Annotated in this window: 15 protein-coding genes; 9 read left to right on the top strand and 6 right to left on the bottom strand. The window is 60.5% G+C overall.

Annotated features, from left to right (window positions below):
• Positions 1–107 precede the first annotated feature (107 nt).
• A complete protein-coding gene (locus P2W41_RS05730; RefSeq protein ID WP_292897085.1) occupies positions 108–1,103 on the bottom strand; it encodes an SIS domain-containing protein in 996 nt (331 codons plus the stop codon).
• A gap of 198 nt (positions 1,104–1,301) precedes the next feature.
• Here P2W41_RS05730 and P2W41_RS05725 point away from each other — a divergent pair, with 198 nt between their 5' ends.
• Positions 1,302–2,864: an outer membrane beta-barrel protein gene (locus tag P2W41_RS05725; protein ID WP_404934542.1), complete on the top strand. Its 1,563-nt coding sequence runs from the start codon at positions 1,302–1,304 to the stop codon at positions 2,862–2,864.
• Between the two features lie 88 nt (positions 2,865–2,952).
• Here the strand turns inward: P2W41_RS05725 and galU are convergent, their stop codons facing one another.
• Positions 2,953–3,825 (bottom strand): UTP--glucose-1-phosphate uridylyltransferase GalU, encoded by an 873-nt coding sequence (gene galU / locus P2W41_RS05720; protein WP_404934541.1) that lies wholly within the window; start codon positions 3,823–3,825, stop codon positions 2,953–2,955.
• 198 nt (positions 3,826–4,023) lie between these two features.
• Between galU and P2W41_RS05715 the strand changes: the two genes are divergently transcribed.
• Together P2W41_RS05715 and P2W41_RS05710 are read left to right on the top strand one after the other, a co-directional pair.
• Entirely contained in the window at positions 4,024–5,250 is a 1,227-nt protein-coding gene (locus P2W41_RS05715) for a lytic murein transglycosylase (RefSeq protein WP_404934540.1), read from the top strand.
• Positions 5,251–5,270: 20 nt separating this feature from the next.
• Positions 5,271–6,512 (top strand): DUF459 domain-containing protein, encoded by a 1,242-nt coding sequence (locus tag P2W41_RS05710; RefSeq protein ID WP_404934539.1) that lies wholly within the window; start codon positions 5,271–5,273, stop codon positions 6,510–6,512.
• A gap of 24 nt (positions 6,513–6,536) precedes the next feature.
• Here P2W41_RS05710 and P2W41_RS05705 read toward each other — a convergent pair whose 3' ends face one another.
• The 3 genes from P2W41_RS05705 to gltB are packed head-to-tail and all read right to left on the bottom strand — an operon-like array spanning position 6,537 to position 13,360.
• The gene (locus P2W41_RS05705; RefSeq protein WP_292897094.1) at positions 6,537–7,991 is read right to left on the bottom strand and encodes a glutamate synthase subunit beta; all 1,455 of its coding nucleotides are present in this window, start codon (positions 7,989–7,991) and stop codon (positions 6,537–6,539) included.
• A gap of 18 nt (positions 7,992–8,009) precedes the next feature.
• Positions 8,010–8,600: a glutathione S-transferase family protein gene (locus tag P2W41_RS05700; protein ID WP_404934538.1), complete on the bottom strand. Its 591-nt coding sequence runs from the start codon at positions 8,598–8,600 to the stop codon at positions 8,010–8,012.
• Positions 8,601–8,626: 26 nt separating this feature from the next.
• Positions 8,627–13,360, bottom strand: a complete 4,734-nt coding sequence (gltB, locus tag P2W41_RS05695) for a glutamate synthase large subunit (protein ID WP_404934537.1) — start codon at positions 13,358–13,360, stop codon at positions 8,627–8,629.
• Between the two features lie 548 nt (positions 13,361–13,908).
• Between gltB and P2W41_RS05690 the strand changes: the two genes are divergently transcribed.
• The 5 genes from P2W41_RS05690 (at position 13,909) to P2W41_RS05670 (ending at position 17,762) form a co-directional block, all read left to right on the top strand.
• Entirely contained in the window at positions 13,909–14,961 is a 1,053-nt protein-coding gene (locus P2W41_RS05690; RefSeq protein ID WP_292897100.1) for a low specificity L-threonine aldolase, read from the top strand.
• Between the two features lie 156 nt (positions 14,962–15,117).
• Positions 15,118–15,423 carry a DUF2282 domain-containing protein gene (locus tag P2W41_RS05685; protein ID WP_229448410.1) on the top strand — a complete coding sequence of 102 codons (306 nt, stop codon included), beginning with the start codon at positions 15,118–15,120 and terminating at the stop codon, positions 15,421–15,423.
• A gap of 44 nt (positions 15,424–15,467) precedes the next feature.
• Complete coding sequence (locus P2W41_RS05680; RefSeq protein WP_292897103.1) at positions 15,468–16,388, top strand: DUF692 domain-containing protein; 921 nt, start codon at positions 15,468–15,470, stop codon at positions 16,386–16,388.
• Positions 16,372–17,187, top strand: a complete 816-nt coding sequence (locus P2W41_RS05675; protein ID WP_404934536.1) for a DUF2063 domain-containing protein — start codon at positions 16,372–16,374, stop codon at positions 17,185–17,187. Before P2W41_RS05680 ends, P2W41_RS05675 begins: the two co-directional genes overlap by 17 nt.
• A 5-nt stretch (positions 17,188–17,192) precedes the next feature.
• A complete protein-coding gene (locus P2W41_RS05670; RefSeq protein WP_292897106.1) occupies positions 17,193–17,762 on the top strand; it encodes a DoxX family protein in 570 nt (189 codons plus the stop codon).
• A 56-nt stretch (positions 17,763–17,818) separates the two neighbouring features.
• Here P2W41_RS05670 and P2W41_RS05665 read toward each other — a convergent pair whose 3' ends face one another.
• Entirely contained in the window at positions 17,819–18,277 is a 459-nt protein-coding gene (locus tag P2W41_RS05665; RefSeq protein ID WP_404934535.1) for an Hsp20 family protein, read from the bottom strand.
• Between the two features lie 427 nt (positions 18,278–18,704).
• Here P2W41_RS05665 and P2W41_RS05660 point away from each other — a divergent pair, with 427 nt between their 5' ends.
• Positions 18,705–19,664 carry an alpha/beta fold hydrolase gene (locus P2W41_RS05660; RefSeq protein WP_404934534.1) on the top strand — a complete coding sequence of 320 codons (960 nt, stop codon included), beginning with the start codon at positions 18,705–18,707 and terminating at the stop codon, positions 19,662–19,664.
• Positions 19,665–19,667: the final 3 nt, after the last annotated feature.

The following is a 19,667-nucleotide window of genomic DNA, read 5'->3' as shown; positions in this document are numbered from 1 at the left end:
AGCGAACGGATCGATCCCGCACGCGCTGCGATGATAAAAAAAACGCCCCGTTTGGAACGGGACGTCCGTGAACTTTCGCTGTGCGTTTGGAGAACTACGGGCTTGCGTCAGGCAGCGCCAATCCGCAGCAGATCGTGGAGGTGCACAACCCCACAGGGTTTGCCGTCTTCGACCACCATCAGCGTGGTGATGGCTGAAGAGTTCACGATCTGCAACGCGCTTTCCGCCAGTGTCTCCGGCGCGATGGTTTTGGGATTGCGCGTCATCACCTGATCGACGGTCATCGACAGAAGCTCGCTGTCGATGTGGCGGCGCAGGTCACCATCGGTGATGATTCCGATCAGCAAACCCTCGGCGTCGGTGATACCGACACAGCCGAAGCCCTTTTGCGTCATTTCCAGAATGGCTTCGCGCATCAGCGCGCCGCTGCTGGCTAACGGCAGCTCGCTCCCTGAATGCATGATCTGGCGCACCTGAGTCAATTTAGCCCCAAGCTGCCCGCCGGGGTGGAAGGTACGGAAATGATCGGCCGTGAAGCCTCGCGCCTCCAGAAGTGCGACCGCCAGCGCATCGCCGATGACCAGTTGCAGCACCGTGGAGGTGGTGGGCGCCAATCCGTGCGGGCAAGCTTCCGGCGCACGCGGCAGCGCAAGAACCACCGTTGCTTCCTTTGCAAGCGCCGATGATTTGCCTGCGGTGATGGCAATGATCGGAATGGCGAAGCGTCGCGCGTAGGCAACAATGCCATGCAGCTCCATGGTTTCTCCAGACCATGACATGGCGAGTATGACGTCGTCATCGCCAATCATGCCCAGATCGCCGTGGTTGGCCTCTGCCGGATGCACAAAGAAGGCCGGCGTCCCCGTCGAAGCAAGTGTGGCCGCGATCTTGGAGCCGATATGGCCGCTTTTGCCCACACCGGTCACGATCAGGCGTCCCTTGACCCCCGCGATGATGCGCACCGCTTCCGCAAACGGATCGGCAAGTCCATTGTCGAGTGCGTCGGCGAGCTCTTTCAGGCCTGCCCGTTCGGTCTCGAGGGTGCGAACGGCAGAAGCGACAACGCTTTTCCGGTCGATTTTGATGGAAGTGTCTTTCAGCATGGCAATGCCCTTACCGCCTTGATGACCGGCTGTCCATTCAGATTGTCCATTCTCCAGTGCGCAAGGTTAGCGCGACAGGGCTCAACCTTCCGTTAACCACAGAGGTTTAGATTTCGGTAAGCATAAGAATGGCGCGTCTCGATAGTCTGGATCTGTATGGTTCGTCCCGGTGTCAGAGTGGGTTCCCGCATACGCGGATTGTACGGGTCGACCGCGATCGGCCTGTCGGTGATCGCGCTGACACCCTGCATCGCGGGAGCGCAGCAGGTTGACGGACTGCGCGGGCTCGTCTCCGAAACGGACATCACTTCATCCATCCAGGACAGCTCAGAAACGGGAATTTCCGCTCCGGCCTATACGCCGGCGACGCCGAGCCCGGCACAGCAAGCAGGTTCGGAGAATGACCGCGCAAACCGAGCACCCTCCACAGCAGTCGAGCGAGAGCGCGCCCGTGCTGCGCGGAACAACCCTGCCCTGACTGTTTCAGGATCAGCCTCTCTTGACCCCCTCGTCACCGAAGCCATCCCCGAAAGCGAGGAAGAGGCATCGGCTGCCGAACGCATCGAACGCGCGGAAGCACTCAATCAACGGACCGGCGCGATCGAAAGCGACTATCAGACCGCCGATGAAAACCCCTATGCGCCGCTGGGATTGCGGGTTGGCACCTTCATCGTCACCCCCACGCTCGAGCAGGGACTGACATGGACCTCAAACGCTGATTCCAGCACCAATGGCGCCGAAGCGGTGATTTCGCAGACAACGCTTCGCCTGAATGCGGCTTCGGACTGGTCGCGGCACGCCGCAACGTTGGGTGCCTACGGCATTTACCGGAAATCCGTTTCCGGCGAAGAGGTTTCCGACCTTGAAGGCGGCATCGATGGCAGCCTTCGCTTCGATCTCGCCCGCGATTACACCGCGCTTGCCAGTCTTGGTTATTCGATCAGTCCCGAATCGGCGTCATCCCCCGTGATCATCACAGGCGTGGACGACCGTCCGCTGCGTCACGCAATCGATGGCAGTCTTGGACTGTCGAAGGATCTCGGAAAATTGCGCCTCAGCGCCACCGGCTCGGTATCGCGCCAGCAATATGGCGACGCCACGCTGATCGATGGCAGCACCCTCTCTCAGGAAGAGCGAAACTCGACCCTGGCGACACTGCGGCTGCGCACGGGCTATGCCGTTTCTCCGGCTCTCACCCCCTTCATCGAAGGTGAATTCGGTCGCCGGTTCTACGATGAGAAGCAGGACAGCGCCGGTTATGAGCGTTCAGCAACGCGTCTTGCCGCCCGCGCAGGTGTCATGGTCGACATTGAGGAGAAACTGTCCGGTGAAACCTCCATCGGCTGGATCGCCGAAGACCTCGATGACGAACGGCTCGATACGGTTTCGGGCCTTGCGCTCGCCGCAGCGCTCAACTGGTCGCCGCAGCGCGGCACGAATGTAAGGTTTGACGGTTCGACCACGATCGAAGGCACGACGGACGCCGGCGACAGTGGATCGATCCTTTATGCCGGAACCCTGCGCGTCGAAAGGCAGATCCGCGCCAACCTCATCGCCGAAGCAGCCGCCGGCCTTTCATGGCGAGACTATATGAGCGGCGGACATGATCTCACGATGAACGGCGAAGCGGGGATGACATGGTGGCTGAACCGCACGCTGGGCCTGACAGGTCGCGCCCGTTACGAGAAGCGCACAAGCAGCCTGCCTGACCGCGATTACAATGCCACAAGCGTCTTCATGGGCATCCGGATGCAGCGGTAAAATCCATTTTCGGGAATACCGCTCAGAATTCCGGAAAAGTGGAAAAAAGGCCGCCATTTTCGGCAAAACGCGGCCTTTTCCAGGAATTTTAGCTGCGGTCAGAAGCAGCGACAGCCTTCAGCACATGTTTGCGCAAATCCGGTCGCTCCAGCGCAAAGGCGAGATTGGCTTCAACAAAGCCCTCAGGCGATCCGCAGTCGAATGTGCGACCGGTGAAATGATACCCGTGGAACGGCTGCTCTTTCATCAGCGTGAGCATGGAATCGGTAAGCTGAATCTCGCCGCCGGCCCCACGCTCCTGCTTGGCGAGGAGATCGAAGATTGCCGGCTGAAGGATATAACGTCCATTGATATAGAAGTTCGACGGCGCATCTTCCGGCTTCGGCTTCTCTACCATGCCGTTGATCTCGAACCCTCCGGCGACATCGGCGCCACGCCCGACAATGCCATATTTATGCGTTTGCGAAGGGTCGCACTCCTCCACAGAGATCACATTGCCCCCGGTCTTTTCGAACACCTCCACCATCTCTGAAAGACAGCCCTTCGGCGCCTGCATGATCATGTCCGGCAGGAGAAGTGCAAATGGCTCGTTCCCAACAAGTTCCCGGGCGCACCACACCGCATGGCCCAGCCCGAGCGGTTCCTGCTGGCGCGTGTAGCTCGTCTGACCCGGCTGCGGTTGCAGACTGCGCAGGCGATCCAGCACCTCGGTCTTGCCGCGACGCTCCAGCGTGTCATACAATTCCACCTGAATGTCGAAGTGATCCTCGATGACCGCCTTGTTGCGACCGGTCACGAAGATGAAGTGCTCTATTCCGGCTTCGCGCGCTTCATCCACGACATATTGAATGACGGGTTTATCGACAACGGTCAGCATTTCCTTCGGCACCGCTTTGGTAGCAGGCAAGAACCGCGTTCCAAGACCGGCAACAGGAAAAACCGCTTTGCGAAGTTTCGTCATCAGAAATCGACCCCCGAAGGTTTATGAAAATGAGCTTAGCGCTGCCTTAGCAACGCCGAATTGATGTTTCCATAATGAATTCGCGTATTTCGTGACGGAAATGCGTGAAGATCGTTCACGAAGGATAACAGCATGGTAAACGTTTTTCTAACCGGGGCATGCCATGGATAGGCTGCAGTACCTGTAACGGAGATCGTGATGTTGTTCCGCTTGCCCCCACGAAACCTCGTCGCGACATTGATCGCTTCTTTCGTGGTTGCCCTAACCGTAACCCTTCAACCGGCCAGCGCGGATGCCGGCTTCCAGAGATGGATTCAGCAGTTCCGCAACGTGGCGATTCAGAACGGCGTTTCCGGCGCCACCTATGATCGCGCTTTCCGCGGCATTACGGAACCCGATCCGGAAGTGCTGGAAAAAGCGCGTTACCAACCCGAATTCCGCGCCGAGCCATGGGAATACTTCGACAACCGTGTGCAGGAAGACGCAATTCAGCGCGGCCGCCAGCTTGCCCGCCAGTGGAAGCCATGGCTCGACCGCATTGAAAGCCAGTTCGGTGTCAGCCGCTACATTCTGCTCGCCATCTGGTCGATTGAATCGAACTACGGCGAAGTGCTCAAGAACGACCGCATCATGCGTAGCGTGCCACGTTCTCTGGCGACGCTCGCCTATGCCGACAAGCGCCGCGCAAAATTCGCGCGCCAGCAGCTCATCGCCGCGCTGAAAATCCTCCAGACGGGCGACATCGATGTCGGCCATCTCACCGGTTCCTGGGCTGGCGCAATGGGACACACCCAGTTCATTCCCACCAGCTATCAGGCCTACGCGGTCGATATGGACGGCAATGGCAGACGCGACATCTGGACCTCGATTCCCGACGCGCTGGCGACTGCTGCCAATCTCCTGCGTCGCAACGGATGGCGAACCGGGGAGACCTGGGGCTACGAAACCGCGGCCCTCCCCGGCGGTCGCAAATTCCCCGGTGGCAACATGGCATTGAGCCGCTGGCAATCGATCGGCGTGGTCCGCGCCAATGGCAAGCCCTTCCCGCGCCCGAGCGACACCGCAGAGTTGAAAGTACCGGACGGGCGCGACGGACCGGTCTTTCTCGTGACCAAGAACTTCCAGGTCATCAAGCGCTACAACAATTCCGACAAGTACGCCCTCGCAGTCGGGCTGCTCGCCGACGAAATCGCCGGCTACGGCGGTTTGGTGCGGGACTGGAACCGTCCGTTCGAGCGTCTGAGTTACAATGAAACGGAAGAACTGCAAAAGCGCCTCGGCGCACTCGGCTATTATGATGGCCCGATCGATGGCAAGATCGGTTCAGGCTCGCGTGCCGCCATTCGCGCCTTCCAGGCACGCAACGGCATGCAGCAGGACGGTCATCCCGGCAAGGAAGTCCTGCGCCGCCTGCGCGGAAACTGAACCGGATCAAGGGGAGCGGCATGGAAGGAGGACGAAGCAGGATCGATGGCGGCAACGGCAGGCGCATTTTCGCCATCGCTGTTGCCCTGGTTCTTGCCGTGCCCGCCTCCACCGCCTTCCCCTCCTTTGCCGAGGCACAGGAGTATCAGCGTGAACAGCGGCGCGGTCTGTTCGATCTTCTTTTTGGCGGGGCTCTACGTCAACGCGAGCCGCAAAAACCAGCAACCCGTCAGCGTTCCGCTCCCAGGAAGCAGCAGGGGACACAAAGGCGTCGTTCGGCTGCCCCCGCAGCTTCCCGTCAACCGCCGCCCACCCCCGAAGTCGAGAAGCTGGAAAATGCACGCATCGTCCTCGTCGTCGGCGACTTCCTTGCAGGCGGTCTTGCCGAAGGGCTGAGCGCAGCCTACGCGGATTCGCCGGGCGTGCGTGTGGTCAATCGCAGCAATGGGTCGTCGGGCTTCGTGCGTGACGACTACTACGACTGGAACGGCGAAATAGCGGGCATTCTGGACGATGTATCGCCCGCTGTTGTGGTGATGATGATCGGTTCCAACGATCGCCAGCAGCTCATCGTTGACGGCAAGCGTGAAGCCCCGCGCTCAGAAGCATGGGTCGCAGAATACACGCAGCGCGTGGAGACCTTTGCTGCAGCAATCGAAGACAGGCAGATCCCCCTTGTCTGGAGCGGACTGCCATCATTCAAGTCTTCAACCATGTCCTCGGACATGCTTGCATTCAACGACATCTACAAAACAGCGGTTGAAGCCATCGACGGCTCCTTTGTGGATATCTGGGACGGCTTCGTGGACGAGAATGGCGGCTTCGTCTTCACCGGCCCCGACATGAACGGTCAGCCAGTACGGCTGCGTGGCAGTGACGGCATCAATCTTACCCGCGCGGGAAAACGCAAGGTCGCCTTCTATGTGGAGAAACCACTCAACAAGCTGCTGGGCGAGGCTGTGTCTCCGGATATCGGCGAGCTTGGCATGGAAAGCCTCCCAGCCCTTGTGCTTCATCCGGAAAACCCTGCGCCGGTGAACCGGACAATGCCAATCTCGCTGTCCGATCCCGCTCTCGACGGCGGAGTGGAACTGATGGGCGCGGTGGTCAAGCCGATCGAACGCCAAGAGCGTACCGAAAGCGGCGGAGATCCCCGGGAAGCGGCAAGTCAGCCTGGCCGTGCAGACAACTTTTCCCTGCAGACGAGCACATCACCGAAAAGCAAGACGCCGCCCGGCCCATCGGCCCAGGCGGCGCCCTGAACTTTCAAACTCCGCTTAAAGCACTCAGCGCGGCAGGACGGAGCTTCCCATGAGGAATTCGTCGATTGCATGTGCCGCTTGACGCCCTTCACGGATGGCCCAGACCACGAGCGACTGGCCACGGCGGACATCGCCTGCGGCGAACAACCGGTCGACGGTCGTCTTGTAATCGCGGTCATTCGCGTTGACGTTGACCGAGTTGCGGCGATCGACATCTGTCTTCAGACGATCCCCGAACTCCGACAGAACGCCCGTCTCGGCCGGGCCGGAAAAGCCGATGGCGATGAAGGCGAGATCGGCGCGGATAACGAATTCCGTACCGGCGATGGGCTTACGCTTCTCATCCACCTGGCAGCATTTCACGCCGGTCAGAACACCATCCTCGCCGATGAATTCGAGCGTTGCGACCTGGAATTCGCGCTCCGCACCCTCGGCCTGAGAGGACGAGGTGCGCATCTTGGTCGCCCAGTAGGGCCAGACGGCAAGCTTGTCTTCCTTTTCCGGCGGGCGCGGACGAATGTCGAGCTGGGTAACACGGACCGCTCCCTGACGGAACGCCGTGCCCACGCAATCGGACGCGGTGTCACCGCCACCAACGACCACCACATGCTTGCCACCGGCCAGAATGGGATCGGAAGCCCAGGCAACGGACTGGATATCCTCACCGCCGACGCGCCGGTTTTGCTGAACGAGATAGGGCATGGCGTCGTGAACGCCTTCAAGATCGGCACCGGGAATACCGGCCGGGCGCGGACGCTCCGAACCGCCGCAGTAAAGAACGGCATCATATTCGGAAAGGAGTTCTTCGACCGGCTTGTCGACACCGACATTCACACCGCAATGGAAAGTGACGCCCTCGCCCTGCATCTGCTCGACGCGGCGGTCGATATAATGCTTCTCGATCTTGAAATCAGGAATTCCGTAGCGCATCAGGCCGCCTGGCCTGCTCTCGCGCTCATAGACATGGACCTGATGACCGGCGCGGCCAAGCTGCTGGGCAGCCGCCATGCCAGCCGGCCCGGACCCGATAACAGCCACTGACTTGCCCGTCTTGTGCTCGGGCGGATAGGGCCGCACGAAGCCGGACTCATAGGCCTTGTCGGCGATTGCCTGTTCCACCGTCTTGATGGCGACGGGAATGTCTTCGAGATTGAGCGTGCAGGCTTCCTCGCAGGGAGCCGGGCAAATGCGGCCCGTCCATTCGGGGAAATTGTTGGTGGAGTGCAGGTTGCGGATCGCCTCGTCCCAGTCGCCATTATAGACCAGATCGTTCCAGTCCGGGATCTGGTTGTGAACCGGACAGCCCGTTGGCCCATGGCAATAAGGGATGCCGCAATCCATGCAGCGCGCGGCCTGTTTCTCGACTTCCTTGTCCGACATGGGAAGCGTGAATTCGCGGAAATGGCGAATGCGGTCGGATGCCGGCTGGTACTTGTGGACCTGCCGGTCGATTTCGAGAAAACCTGTAACCTTACCCATCGAGTAAACCCCGTAATTTTATTGAAGTGCCGGAAGTCCGAGGACATCCTCGCACCGTGCAATCCAGCGGGTGAGCGCCCTGCGCCCGTCGAATTCAAAACCGCCCTGTGGAGCGAGCCGTGTGTAACCAAGCAGGGCGATGTCGGCGATGGTCAACGCACTGCCGACAAAGAAATCACGCGTCTTCAACGCCTCGTCCATGAAATCGAGCGCGGCATCTCCGCGCTCGACCTTGACCGGATCCCGTGTCGCCACCGGTTCCTTGCGATAGACCACGTGAAAGCGCGCACCTGCCACATTGGGCTCGTGGAAATTCTGTTCCCAGAACATCCACTGGTCGATTTCAGCCTGCGCGAACGGATCATCGGGCAGCAGCGCAGAGCCACGCGCCAGATACCGGATGATCGCGCCCGACTGCCCAAGGACACGCCCGTCATCAAACCGCACCACCGGCACCTGGCCGAAGGGCGACATGGCGAGAAACGCATCCGTGCGGCTCTCACCCGCCATGATGTCGAGCTCGTGCCAGCGATAGACGAGGCCGAGATGATCGGCCGTATATCTGACCTTCAGGCAATTTCCCGAATTCTGGTCGCCGAAGATGTCCATTGACAACAGATCCCAAAAAGCGGTGGTTATTCAGCCGCCAGCCCCAGTTTCATGCGCTCCATCTCCTCCAGCGCGCGCCGGTATTCAACCGGCATTACCTTGCGGAATTTGGGGCGATAATCGGCCCAATTGTCCAGAATGGTGCGCGCCCGCTCAGAGCCCGTGTAGTGAAGATGGCTGGAGATGAGCTGCGCCAGACGCTCCTCATCGTGTCGGGTCATGTCGCCGGACACGTCGACACGTCCCTTGTGCATGAGGTCGCCGCCATGGTGGTGCAGCTTTTCGAGGATATCGTCTTCCTCCGGCACCGGCTCGAGCTCGACCATGGCCATGTTGCAGCGCTCGGCAAAATCGCCGGCCTCGTCCAGCACATAGGCCACGCCGCCCGACATGCCGGCAGCGAAATTGCGGCCCGTCTGACCAAGCACGACGACTACACCGCCGGTCATGTATTCACAGCCATGATCGCCAACGCCTTCGACAACAGCGATGGCACCCGAGTTGCGTACGGCAAAACGTTCTCCGGCAACGCCGCGGAAATAACACTCGCCCTCGGTGGCACCGTAAAGCACTGTGTTGCCGACGATGATGGAGTCTTCAGCAACGATCTTCGAATCGTCCGTCGGACGAATGATGATGCGCCCGCCAGAAAGCCCCTTGCCGACATAGTCGTTTGCATCACCATGAAGCGTGAAGGTCACGCCGCGCGCCAGGAAGGCACCAAAGGACTGACCGGCCGTGCCCGTGAGGCGCACATCGATCGTGTTGTCCTTCAGGCCCTTGTGGCCGTAACGCTTTGCCACCGCGCCCGACAGCATCGCGCCAGCGGAGCGGTCGGTGTTGCAGATCGGGAAATCGAGCGACACCTTATCGCGGCTTTCAAGCGCGGGCTTTGCCGCCTCGATCAGCTTGCGGTCGAGAATGTCGTCAATCGGATGCACCTGCCGTTCCGTCCAGCGCAAGGCTTCGCGCGGGGCGTCGGGCTTGTAGAAGATTTTCGTGAAATCGAGACCACGCGCCTTCCAGTGCTCAATCATCGCGTTTTTCTCGAGAAGATCCGACTGGCCGATGATTTCATCGAGCCTGGTGTAGCCCATCTCGGCCAGATACTGACGCACCTCTTCCGCGACATAGAAGAAATAGTTGATGACGTGCTCGGGCGTGCCCTTGAAGCGCTTGCGCAGCACCGGATCCTGCGTGGCCACGCCGACGGGGCAGGTGTTGAGGTGACACTTGCGCATCATGATGCAGCCGGCGGCAATGAGCGGTGCGGTGGAGAAACCATATTCGTCGGCACCGAGCAGCGCCCCGATGATGACATCGCGGCCGGTCTTCAGCCCGCCGTCGACCTGAAGCGCAACGCGCGAGCGCAGACCGTTCAGCACCAGGGTCTGATGCGTTTCGGCAAGACCCATCTCCCACGGGCTGCCCGCATGCTTGATGGAGGTGAGCGGCGAAGCGCCCGTGCCGCCATCATAACCGGAAATGGTGATGTGATCGGCGCGTGCCTTGGCGACACCAGCCGCGACCGTGCCCACACCAACCTCGGAGACGAGCTTGACGGAAACGTCTGCATCAGGATTGACGTTTTTCAGATCGTAGATGAGCTGCGCCAGATCCTCGATGGAATAGATGTCGTGGTGCGGCGGCGGCGAAATGAGGCCGACACCCGGCGTGGAGTGGCGCACCTTGGCAATGGTCGCGTCGACCTTGTGGCCGGGAAGCTGACCGCCCTCGCCGGGCTTTGCGCCCTGTGCCACCTTGATCTGCATCATGTCGGAATTGACGAGATATTCGGTGGTGACGCCGAAACGGCCGCTGGCGATCTGCTTGATAGCCGAACGCTCGGGGTTCATCGAACCATCGGGCATGGGCATGTAGCGGTCCGGCTCCTCGCCGCCCTCGCCCGTGTTCGACTTGCCGCCGAGCGCATTCATGGCGCGTGCCAGCGTGGTGTGCGCCTCGCGGCTGATGGAGCCAAAGGACATGGCGCCGGTGGAGAACCGCTTGACGATCTCGGACGCCGGCTCGACTTCATTGAGCGAGACCGGCTTGCGTCCCGTGACCTTCGCCATCTTGATCGCGAAGAGGCCGCGAATGGACTTGGCGTCAGCCGCCTCGCCATCGACCATCTTTGCGAAATCGCGATAGGTCTCCCACGATTTGCCACGCACGGCATGCTGGAGAGAAGCGACGGCATCGGGCGACCAGATGTGGGATTCGCCGCGCATGCGGTAATTGTATTCGCCGCCCACTTCGAGCGCGTTCTTCAACACAGGGTCGGGGCCGAACGCGGATGTGTGACGACCCACCGTCTCGGCTGCAATCTCTTCCAGCCCGACACCTTCGATCGTGGTGGCGGTGTTGGTGAAATACTGCTCGATGAAATCGCTTTCGAGGCCCACGGCATCGAAAATCTGCGCGCCGCAATAGGACTGGTAGGTGGAGATGCCCATCTTGGACATGACCTTCAAAATGCCCTTGCCGATGGCCTTGATGTAGCGCTGGACGACCTCCTGCGGGTCCACCTCCGGCGGGAACTCGCCTGCCTTGTGCATGGCAAGCAGTGTATCGAAGGCGAGATAGGGATTGATCGCCTCTGCGCCATAGCCGGCCAGACAGCAGAAGTGGTGCACTTCGCGCGGCTCGCCGGATTCGACCACGAGGCCGACCGCGGTGCGCAGGCCCTTGCGGATCAGGTGATGGTGGACGGCGGCGGTGGCAAGCAGCATCGGGATGGCGATGCGGTCCGGGCCGATCTGACGATCCGACAGGATGATGATGTTGTAACCGCCGGCAACGGCTGCCTCGGCACGGTCGCACACGCGCTCCAGCGCGCCGCGCATGCCGGCAGCCCCCTCGCCCGCCGCATAGGTGACGTCGATGGTCTTGGTGTCGAACCGGTCCTCGGTGTGGCCGATGGAGCGGATTTTTTCCAGATCGCCATTGGTGAGGATGGGCTGGCGCACCTCAAGCCGCTTGCGGCGCGAGGAGCCGACCAGATCGAAAATATTGGGCCGCGGGCCGATGAAGGAGACCAGGCTCATCACCAGTTCTTCGCGGATCGGATCGATCGGCGGGTTGGTGACCTGCGCAAAGTTCTGCTTGAAATAGGTGTAAAGCAGCTTGGGCTTGTCGGACATGGCCGAGATCGGCGTGTCGGTGCCCATGGAGCCGATGCCCTCCTGGCCGGTCGTGGCCATGGGCGCCATCAGCATCTTCGTGTCTTCCTGCGTGTAGCCGAAAGCCTGCCGCAGATCGAGCGGGGAGACATCCTTGCGCAGGGCGCGGGGCTCCACCGGCTTCAGATCCTCAAGAATGAGCTGGGTGTTGTCGAGCCACTTCTGGAAGGGGTGCTTCGTGGCAATCTTCGCCTTCACCTCTTCGTCGGAGATGATGCGGCCTTCTTCCATGTCGATCAGGAGCATGCGGCCGGGCTGGAGACGCCATTTGCTGACGATCTTCTCCTCCGGCACCACCAGCGCACCGGCTTCAGACGCCATGATGACGCGATCGTCGTCGGTGACGATGTAGCGCGCCGGACGCAGGCCGTTGCGGTCGAGCGTCGCGCCAATCTGGACACCGTCGGTGAACGCCACGGCGGCGGGGCCATCCCACGGCTCCATTAATGCGGCGTGATATTCGTAGAACGCCTTGCGCTCGTCGCTCATCAGGCGATTGCCGGCCCAGGCTTCCGGGATCAGCATCATCATGGAATGGACGAGCGAATATCCGCCCTGGAACAGGAATTCGAGCGCGTTGTCGAAACAGGCCGTGTCGGACTGGCCCTCATAGGAAATCGGCCAAAGCTTGGAAATGTCGTTGCCGAAAAGCTCCGAATCCACCGAGGCCTGGCGCGCCGCCATCCAGTTGACGTTGCCGCGCACGGTGTTGATCTCGCCATTGTGGGCGACCATGCGGTAGGGATGCGCCAGCTCCCAGGAGGGGAAGGTGTTGGTGGAGAAGCGCTGGTGCACGAGAGCCAGCGCAGTCTCGAAACGCGGATCCTTGAGGTCTTTGTAATAGGCGCCAAGCTGGTAGGCGAGGAACATGCCCTTGTAGACGATGGTGCGCGCCGACAGCGAAACGGTGTAGAAACCGTGTGTGCCGCCCTCCAGCTCCTCGCGCACACGGCCCGAAATCACTTTGCGCAGGATGTAGAGCCTGCGCTCGAAATCCTCTTCATTTTCGATGCCGGCGCCGCGCGCGATGAAAATCTGCCTATGAACCGGCTCTGACGCCACGATTTCGGGTGCCTTGGACAGGCAGGAGTTGTCGACCGGCACATCACGGAAACCGATCAGCTCCTGCCCTTCCGAGCGCACCACATCTGCGATGATCGTGTCGATCTTCTCGCGAAGTGCGCCGTCGCGCGGCATGAAGAAATGACCGACGCCATAATGGCCGGGCTGGGGAAGCTCGACACCGCGCCCGGCCCATTCCTCACGATAGAAGCGGTCAGGGATCTGCATGAGCATGCCCGCACCATCACCCACAAGCGGATCCGCGCCAACGGCACCGCGATGGGTGAGGTTTTCGAGCATGGCAAGTCCGTCCTGGACGATGCTGTGCGAACGTTTGCCCTTCATGTGCGCGACAAAGCCGACGCCGCAGGCATCGTGCTCGTTGCGCGGATCATAAAGCCCCTGTGCCACGGGCAGACCGGGCACAGTCGGCTTTCCTGTGCGTTTGACGGTGGCCGCTCCAGCCTCGGCGGCGGGTTCGAACTTGGTCGAAACAGATGGCGTCATTTCCGTCATCGCAATTCCTCACTATTGTTGCCCAGAGCCTCGCCTCCCTGAGCGGTCGTTCAGTCGCCGGGCTGCCCTTGCGGCCATCCGGGGTGTATGCACGGCATTTCCATTTAGAAGCCGGAGGAACGCTACCGGTTCGCTCCGGCGCATTTTCTTGTTCTTGGGCGGGGCATTCCTGCCTATGGATTTTGCTCCGGTCGTTGCCGGACCGCCTTCGTCGCGCCGATCACCGCTACATTACCACGACCCGGGGAGGCGTTTGCAATGCACCGCAACATGACCCGCACGTAATAAGACAGGATTGCTGTCCTAATCGCTGAAATGCCAGAAATACCAACACCAGACAAGACGGAAATGCAAATTTTTTGCGCAAAAAGCGAAAGAAAATTCCCAAGCTGCAAGTATTATCGAAATTATCCATCATCGCCGCAGATCATCCTGCAAAGCAACCGAATGACCGCAACATCTAATCTTCGGGACTTGATAGAAGGGTACGAAGCGCGCAATGTCGCGCCGCCACTGCTTATTTTAAGGTCAAAAGAGAGATCGACTGCATGAATTTCGCCTCCGACAACTGGGCCGGCGCCCATCCGCAAATCGCCGAAGCGCTCACAAACAATGCAGGCGGCTACACATCGGCCTACGGGACAGGCGATCTGGACAGACAGGTGGAGCGAGCCTTCTGCGACGTCTTCGAACGTGACGTGGCGGTCTTCTTCGTCGGTACCGGCACGGCTGCCAACAGCCTGTCGCTCGCCTGGGCTGCCAGGCCGGGCGGGGTTGCCTTTTGTCATACGGAAGCCCACGCCATCGAAGATGAGGGAGGGGCGCCGGAATACCTGACCGGCGGCGCCCGACTGAAGGGGGTTGCCGGGCAGTTGGGGCGCATGGATCCGAACGCGCTCGATGCGGCAATCCGCGAACACCCGGCTGAATTCGTGCATGCGGGTCAACCCATGGCCACCTCTATTACCCAGGCCACCGAAATAGGCACGCTCTACTCTCTCGATGACATCGAGAAGATCGCCGGCATCTGCCGCGAGGCCGGTATTCCGCTGCATCTGGATGGAGCGCGCTTTGCCAACGCATTGGTGGCGCTCGAAACCACCCCGGCCGAAATGACGTGGAAACGCGGCGTCGACATTGTTTCCTTTGGCGGCACCAAGAATGGCTGCTGGTGCGCCGAGGCCATTGTGGTGCTCGACCCTTCGAAGGTGGGGCAGATGCATTTTCTGCGCAAGCGGGCCGCGCAGCTATTCTCCAAGTCGAGATTCATCGCCGCGCAGTTCGATGCCTACTTCAGAGACGGGCTGTGGCTCAAAACGGCGCGCCACGCCAACGCCATGGCCGGGGAACTGGCCTCCGCATTATCAACTGCGAAAGGTACGCGCCTTGCCTGGCAACCTCAGGCGAACGAGGTGTTTGCACTCATGTCCGCCGAAAAGGCGAAGACCCTTCAGGCTGCCGGCGCACGATTCTATCCCTGGAAACCGCCATTGTCCTTCGCCGCCGAGATCAGAGAGGGGGAAATACTCCATCGCTTCGTGACCAGCTTCGCGACCGAGCCCTCTGAAATCAGGCAGTTTGCAGAGCTTCTTCAAGGCTGAGCGTCACGCGCGCGTCCCCGCCGATAAACACTCTTTCACGCCCATGTGATGGTGGATCGCGCGCGCTTGATTTCCAAGTGAACGTTCCCTCTGGAAGAACGGGTCCTGCCGGAGCCGAATTCCGGCTTCGCCACGACCTCGAGAGGAGAACGTTTCATGTCCACGAAAACCGCACTCACCGCTGCCTATATCGCCGGAACAGTCGCAGCTGCCCTGTCTGCAGGCACCCTTGCCACGACCACGGCTGCACAGGCTCAGGAAAAAGAGAAATGCTACGGCGTTTCCATGGCAGGCAAGAATGACTGCGCAGCCGGCCCCGGCACCACCTGCGCCGGCACATCGAAGGTCGACTATCAGGGCAACGCCTGGACTTATGTAGATTCCGGAACCTGCACCACGATGGAGCTTCCCGGCGACCGCATGGGTTCGCTTGAGCCGCTCGATCGCGATCTGCCGTCCTGATCGGCCTGACAGCATCCTGAACCAGAAATGCCGGGAGGCGCCCGATGCTACGCGAAGTCAAACTTCCATCCGCAAACGACAGTCGCTTCCCGGCACTCGACCCCGCCGGCAGAGCCGGAGCCAGCTTCAAACCACAGCATTTTGAGGAAATCTCCGCAGAGCCCACTTCCGTGGGCTTTGTCGAAGTCCATGCAGAAAACTATATGGGCGCGGGCGGACCGCCTCACGCCGCACTGACTGAAATCCGCAACGTGCTGCCCGTCTCCCTGCACGGTGTCTGCATGTCCATCGGCGGTCTGGACCCGCTCGATCCTGATCATCTGTCCCGCTTCGCCAGGCTCGTCGAACGCTATGAGCCCTTCAAGGTGTCCGAACATCTCGCATGGTCGACCCATGACGATGTATTTTTCAACGACCTCCTGCCCCTTCCCTATACTGACGAGACGCTGGCGCGTGTGTGCGAGCATATCAACCAGGTACAGGAAGCCATCGGCAGACCGTTGCTGCTTGAAAACCCGTCCACCTATGTCCTCTTCTCCGAATCCAGCTGGAACGAGACCGATTTCCTGCGTGAAATCGTCAAACGTACGGGCTGCGGTCTGTTGCTCGACATCAACAACGTCTTCGTTTCCGCAACCAATCACGGTTTCAGCGCCACCGAATATCTGGCCGACTTTCCACTCGCACATGTCGGCGAAATTCATCTCGCCGGCCATGACGAGCAGGAAGATGACGAGGGCGCGCCGCTCCTGATCGACAGCCATGACCGACCGGTCGCCGATCCCGTTTGGAGCCTTTACGAGATGGTGATCGAACAATGTGGACCGGTCGATACACTTGTCGAGTGGGATTCTGATGTGCCCGACTGGCCGATCCTGCGCTCGGAAGCCATTGCTGCCGAGCGCATTCTCGACCGCCATCGCGGACGCCAGCAGAGCGTGAAACGCCATGCGCTACACTCCTGACATGCCCGCCGAAGGCAATCCTGCAGGATATGACGGCGCGTTTGGTTCCGTGCTGCTCGACCCCGAACGCGCCACGCCCGAGGGTTTGACCGGCCCGCGCGGCAAGTCCGCAAACAAGCGCTTCAACGTCTACCGCAACAATGTCACGCACAGCCTCGTCACGGCTCTGACCGAGATCTTCCCCACGGTGGCGCAGATCCTCGGGGAGGACAACTTTCGCATGATCGCGCGAGACTTCGTGCGGGCACACCCGCCGCGCTCGCGGCTCGTCTTTGAGTATGGTCAAGATTTTGCTCGTTTCCTCGCCGGCTGCGCCCCGATCAGCCATCTGAAATACCTGCCTGACGTCGCCCGGCTCGAACGTGCCTGGCTGGACGCCTATCATGCGACCGACCATGCACCGCTTGCCGCAGATGATCTGAGTGCGCTACCGCCGGAGGCTCTGGCAACAGCAGTCTTCACGCCACATCCTGCTGCAAGGTTCATTGCGTCCGCCTACGCGATCCACACGATCTTTACCGCCCATCGGGAAGGGCCGATGCCCGAACGCATCAATGCCGGTGTCGCACAGGCAGTCCTTGTGACGCGACCGGCTCTCACGGTGCAGGTGCGCAAAATCGACCACGGCCAGTTTCTTTTTATTGAGGCACTCAGCCGCGGAGCCCCACTGCAGCAGGCCGCGGGCCTCTCGCTTGCGGCGGTGCCGGAATTCGACCTTCAGGCTGCAATTGCCTTGACCATTGAAAGCGGCGCTTTTGCAGGTTGCCGTTCAAGCAGCGATATTGACGAAAAGGATTAAGGCCCGTGTTTCAGACAATCGAGGCGCTGCATGCGCGTGTATTCTCGACCGTGGAGCGCTTGCTTGACGGATGGTTCCTGGGCCTTACAGCCCGCTTCTCCTTCTTCGCCGTTCTCTATTTTTACTTCCTGAACTCGGCACGTACGAAAGTCGGAGACGGCTTTTTCGGCTTCTTTCACGTCGCTGACGGCGCCTATTACCAGATCGCGCTGCCGGCAGTGGAAGCGGCGGGCGGCAACGTCTCCGCCGTATCGTTCATCCCATGGGGGATGATTGTCTGGCTGGGGACATATTCTGAGTTCGTGTTGCCATTGCTGATCGTGTTCGGATTGTTCACCCGCATCGCAGCGCTCGGCATGATCGGTTTCGTGCTCGTGCAGTCCTATGTCGACATCGCCGTTCACAAGGTCGGCTCCCAGACGGCAGGCGCCTGGTTCGATCGCTTTTCGGACGGGCTGATCTGGGACCAGCGCACGCTCTGGGTTTTCCTGCTTCTCTATCTGGTGGTCAAAGGTGCCGGGCTGATCTCACTCGACGCCCTTCTTTCGCGCCGCCGCGCGATTCCAAACACCTGAACCAGAAGCGGCGCCACAAGGGCGCCGCCGTCAGGTCTTTAAGACACTTATTCGCCTTAGTGGGCCTTGGCCTCGATCTCCTTCGCATCCTTCACCGAAGCAATGGGGATGCGGCGCGGCTTCATCTCCTCGGGGATGTTGCGCGTGAGCTCGATGTGAAGCAGGCCGTTCTCCAGACTGGCGCCCGTCACCTCGACATGGTCGGCAAGCTGGAAGCGGCGCTCGAAGCTGCGCGAGGCAATGCCGCGATAAAGCAGCTCACCCTCATCCTTCTGTTCCGTGCTCTTCTCGCCCTTGACGGTGAGCACATTGCGGTGAGCCTCGATGGAAATGTCCTCCTCGCCGAACCCGGCGACCGCCATCGAGATGCGGTAGGCGTCCTCACCCGTGCGCTCGATATTGTAGGGCGGATAGGTCTGGCCGTTATCCGGCTGCCCGAGCGTATCGAGCATCGAGAAAAGCCGGTCGAACCCGACGGTGGAACGATAGAGAGGCGAAAAATCAACGTGACGCATGGTTTGTTCTCCTGTTGAGCAACATTGCGTTATGGCCGTTTTCCGAAACCCGCTTATGGGCGTTTCTGAGTGGCCAGCGGCCCCGTCCTGGCGGCCGCAGAAATTATATGGGGACATCAAAAATACGGTTCAAGAGCGCGCGCCTCGCACATGAACAGCCGATGAACAGCCCACTCGGAAACCGTTCAGCTTGATCACGGTAGGGTTGGCGAACCTGATGGATGGCCTTGTGCTGCCATCAGGCAAGCACCGGATGTAACGTCCCTTCCACCGGTGCGGAACGCCGGAAGCGGCATGACGTCGCTTCCGGCATTCGTTTCCCCAAACCTTTCCGTTTCTTGCCTTTCAGGCGACCGGGCTCTATCAATCCATAGGAATATCATCTTCTGACGACCCTCATCTCCGCTCTTGAGGCCAATGTTTCTGCATGGATGACCTGCTTATCGTGGTTCCGGAAAATCCCGCACCAGAGGGGATCAGGGCAGGTCTGTTGCGGACAAGCGACGGGATCTCGATCCGGTACGCACGCGTTCCGGGCCGGGGCGAGGCGAAACACGGCACTGTGGTGGTGCTTCCCGGTCGCAACGAATACATCGAGAAATACTTCGAAACGGCCGACGATCTCGCGCAGCGCGGCTATGGGACGGCAATCCTCGACTGGCGTGGGCAGGGTGGCTCCGAAAGGCTTCTGGCGAATGCCAATCGCGGCTATGTGGAGAGCTTTGACGACTATGTCCGCGACCTGGACGCGCTGTTTGAGCAGGTTGTTCTGCCCGACTGCCGGGGCCCCTATTACATCCTCGCGCACTCGACCGGTGTGCTGATTGCCCTTCTCGCCTCCCCCAGCCTTACCAACCGCGTGCGCCGCATGGTGCTCTGTGCGCCCTTGCTCGGCCTTGCGGCATCACCGTCAACAACGGTTTGGGTCAGGCGCCTCGCCCGGTTTCTCTATGCGATCGGGCTTGGAAAAATGTACATGCCGGGCCGTCGAAACCGGCTCAAGACCCCGGATTTTTCACCGGCAGCATTAAGTTCCGACCCGGCGCGTTTCAACCGCAACCGCGCGACTGTGACAGCCTGGCCCGGGCTTGCCATCAATGGCCCGACAGTGGCCTGGACGCGGGCGATGTTCCGCGCCGTGGAACAGGTAACGGAGCCGGAGTTCATGGCACGGCTGCACATCCCCTCGCTGACACTGGCAGCAGGGGGCGACCGGGTCGTTTCCAACAGGGCGATTGAGGCCTATGTACGCCATCTGCGCAGCGGTTCCCTGTTGACGATCGACGGAGCGCGGCACGAATTGCTTCAGGAAGCCGATCGCTATCGCGAACAGGCGCTTGCAGCTTTCTTTGCTTTCCTGGAAGGCACGGGCGACATCGACTACTGAACA

This window comes from Nitratireductor sp. L15S-10 (assembly GCF_045011005.1).
GTDB lineage: Bacteria > Pseudomonadota > Alphaproteobacteria > Rhizobiales > Rhizobiaceae > Nitratireductor.
This window is presented reverse-complemented; position numbering and strand designations above follow the sequence as displayed.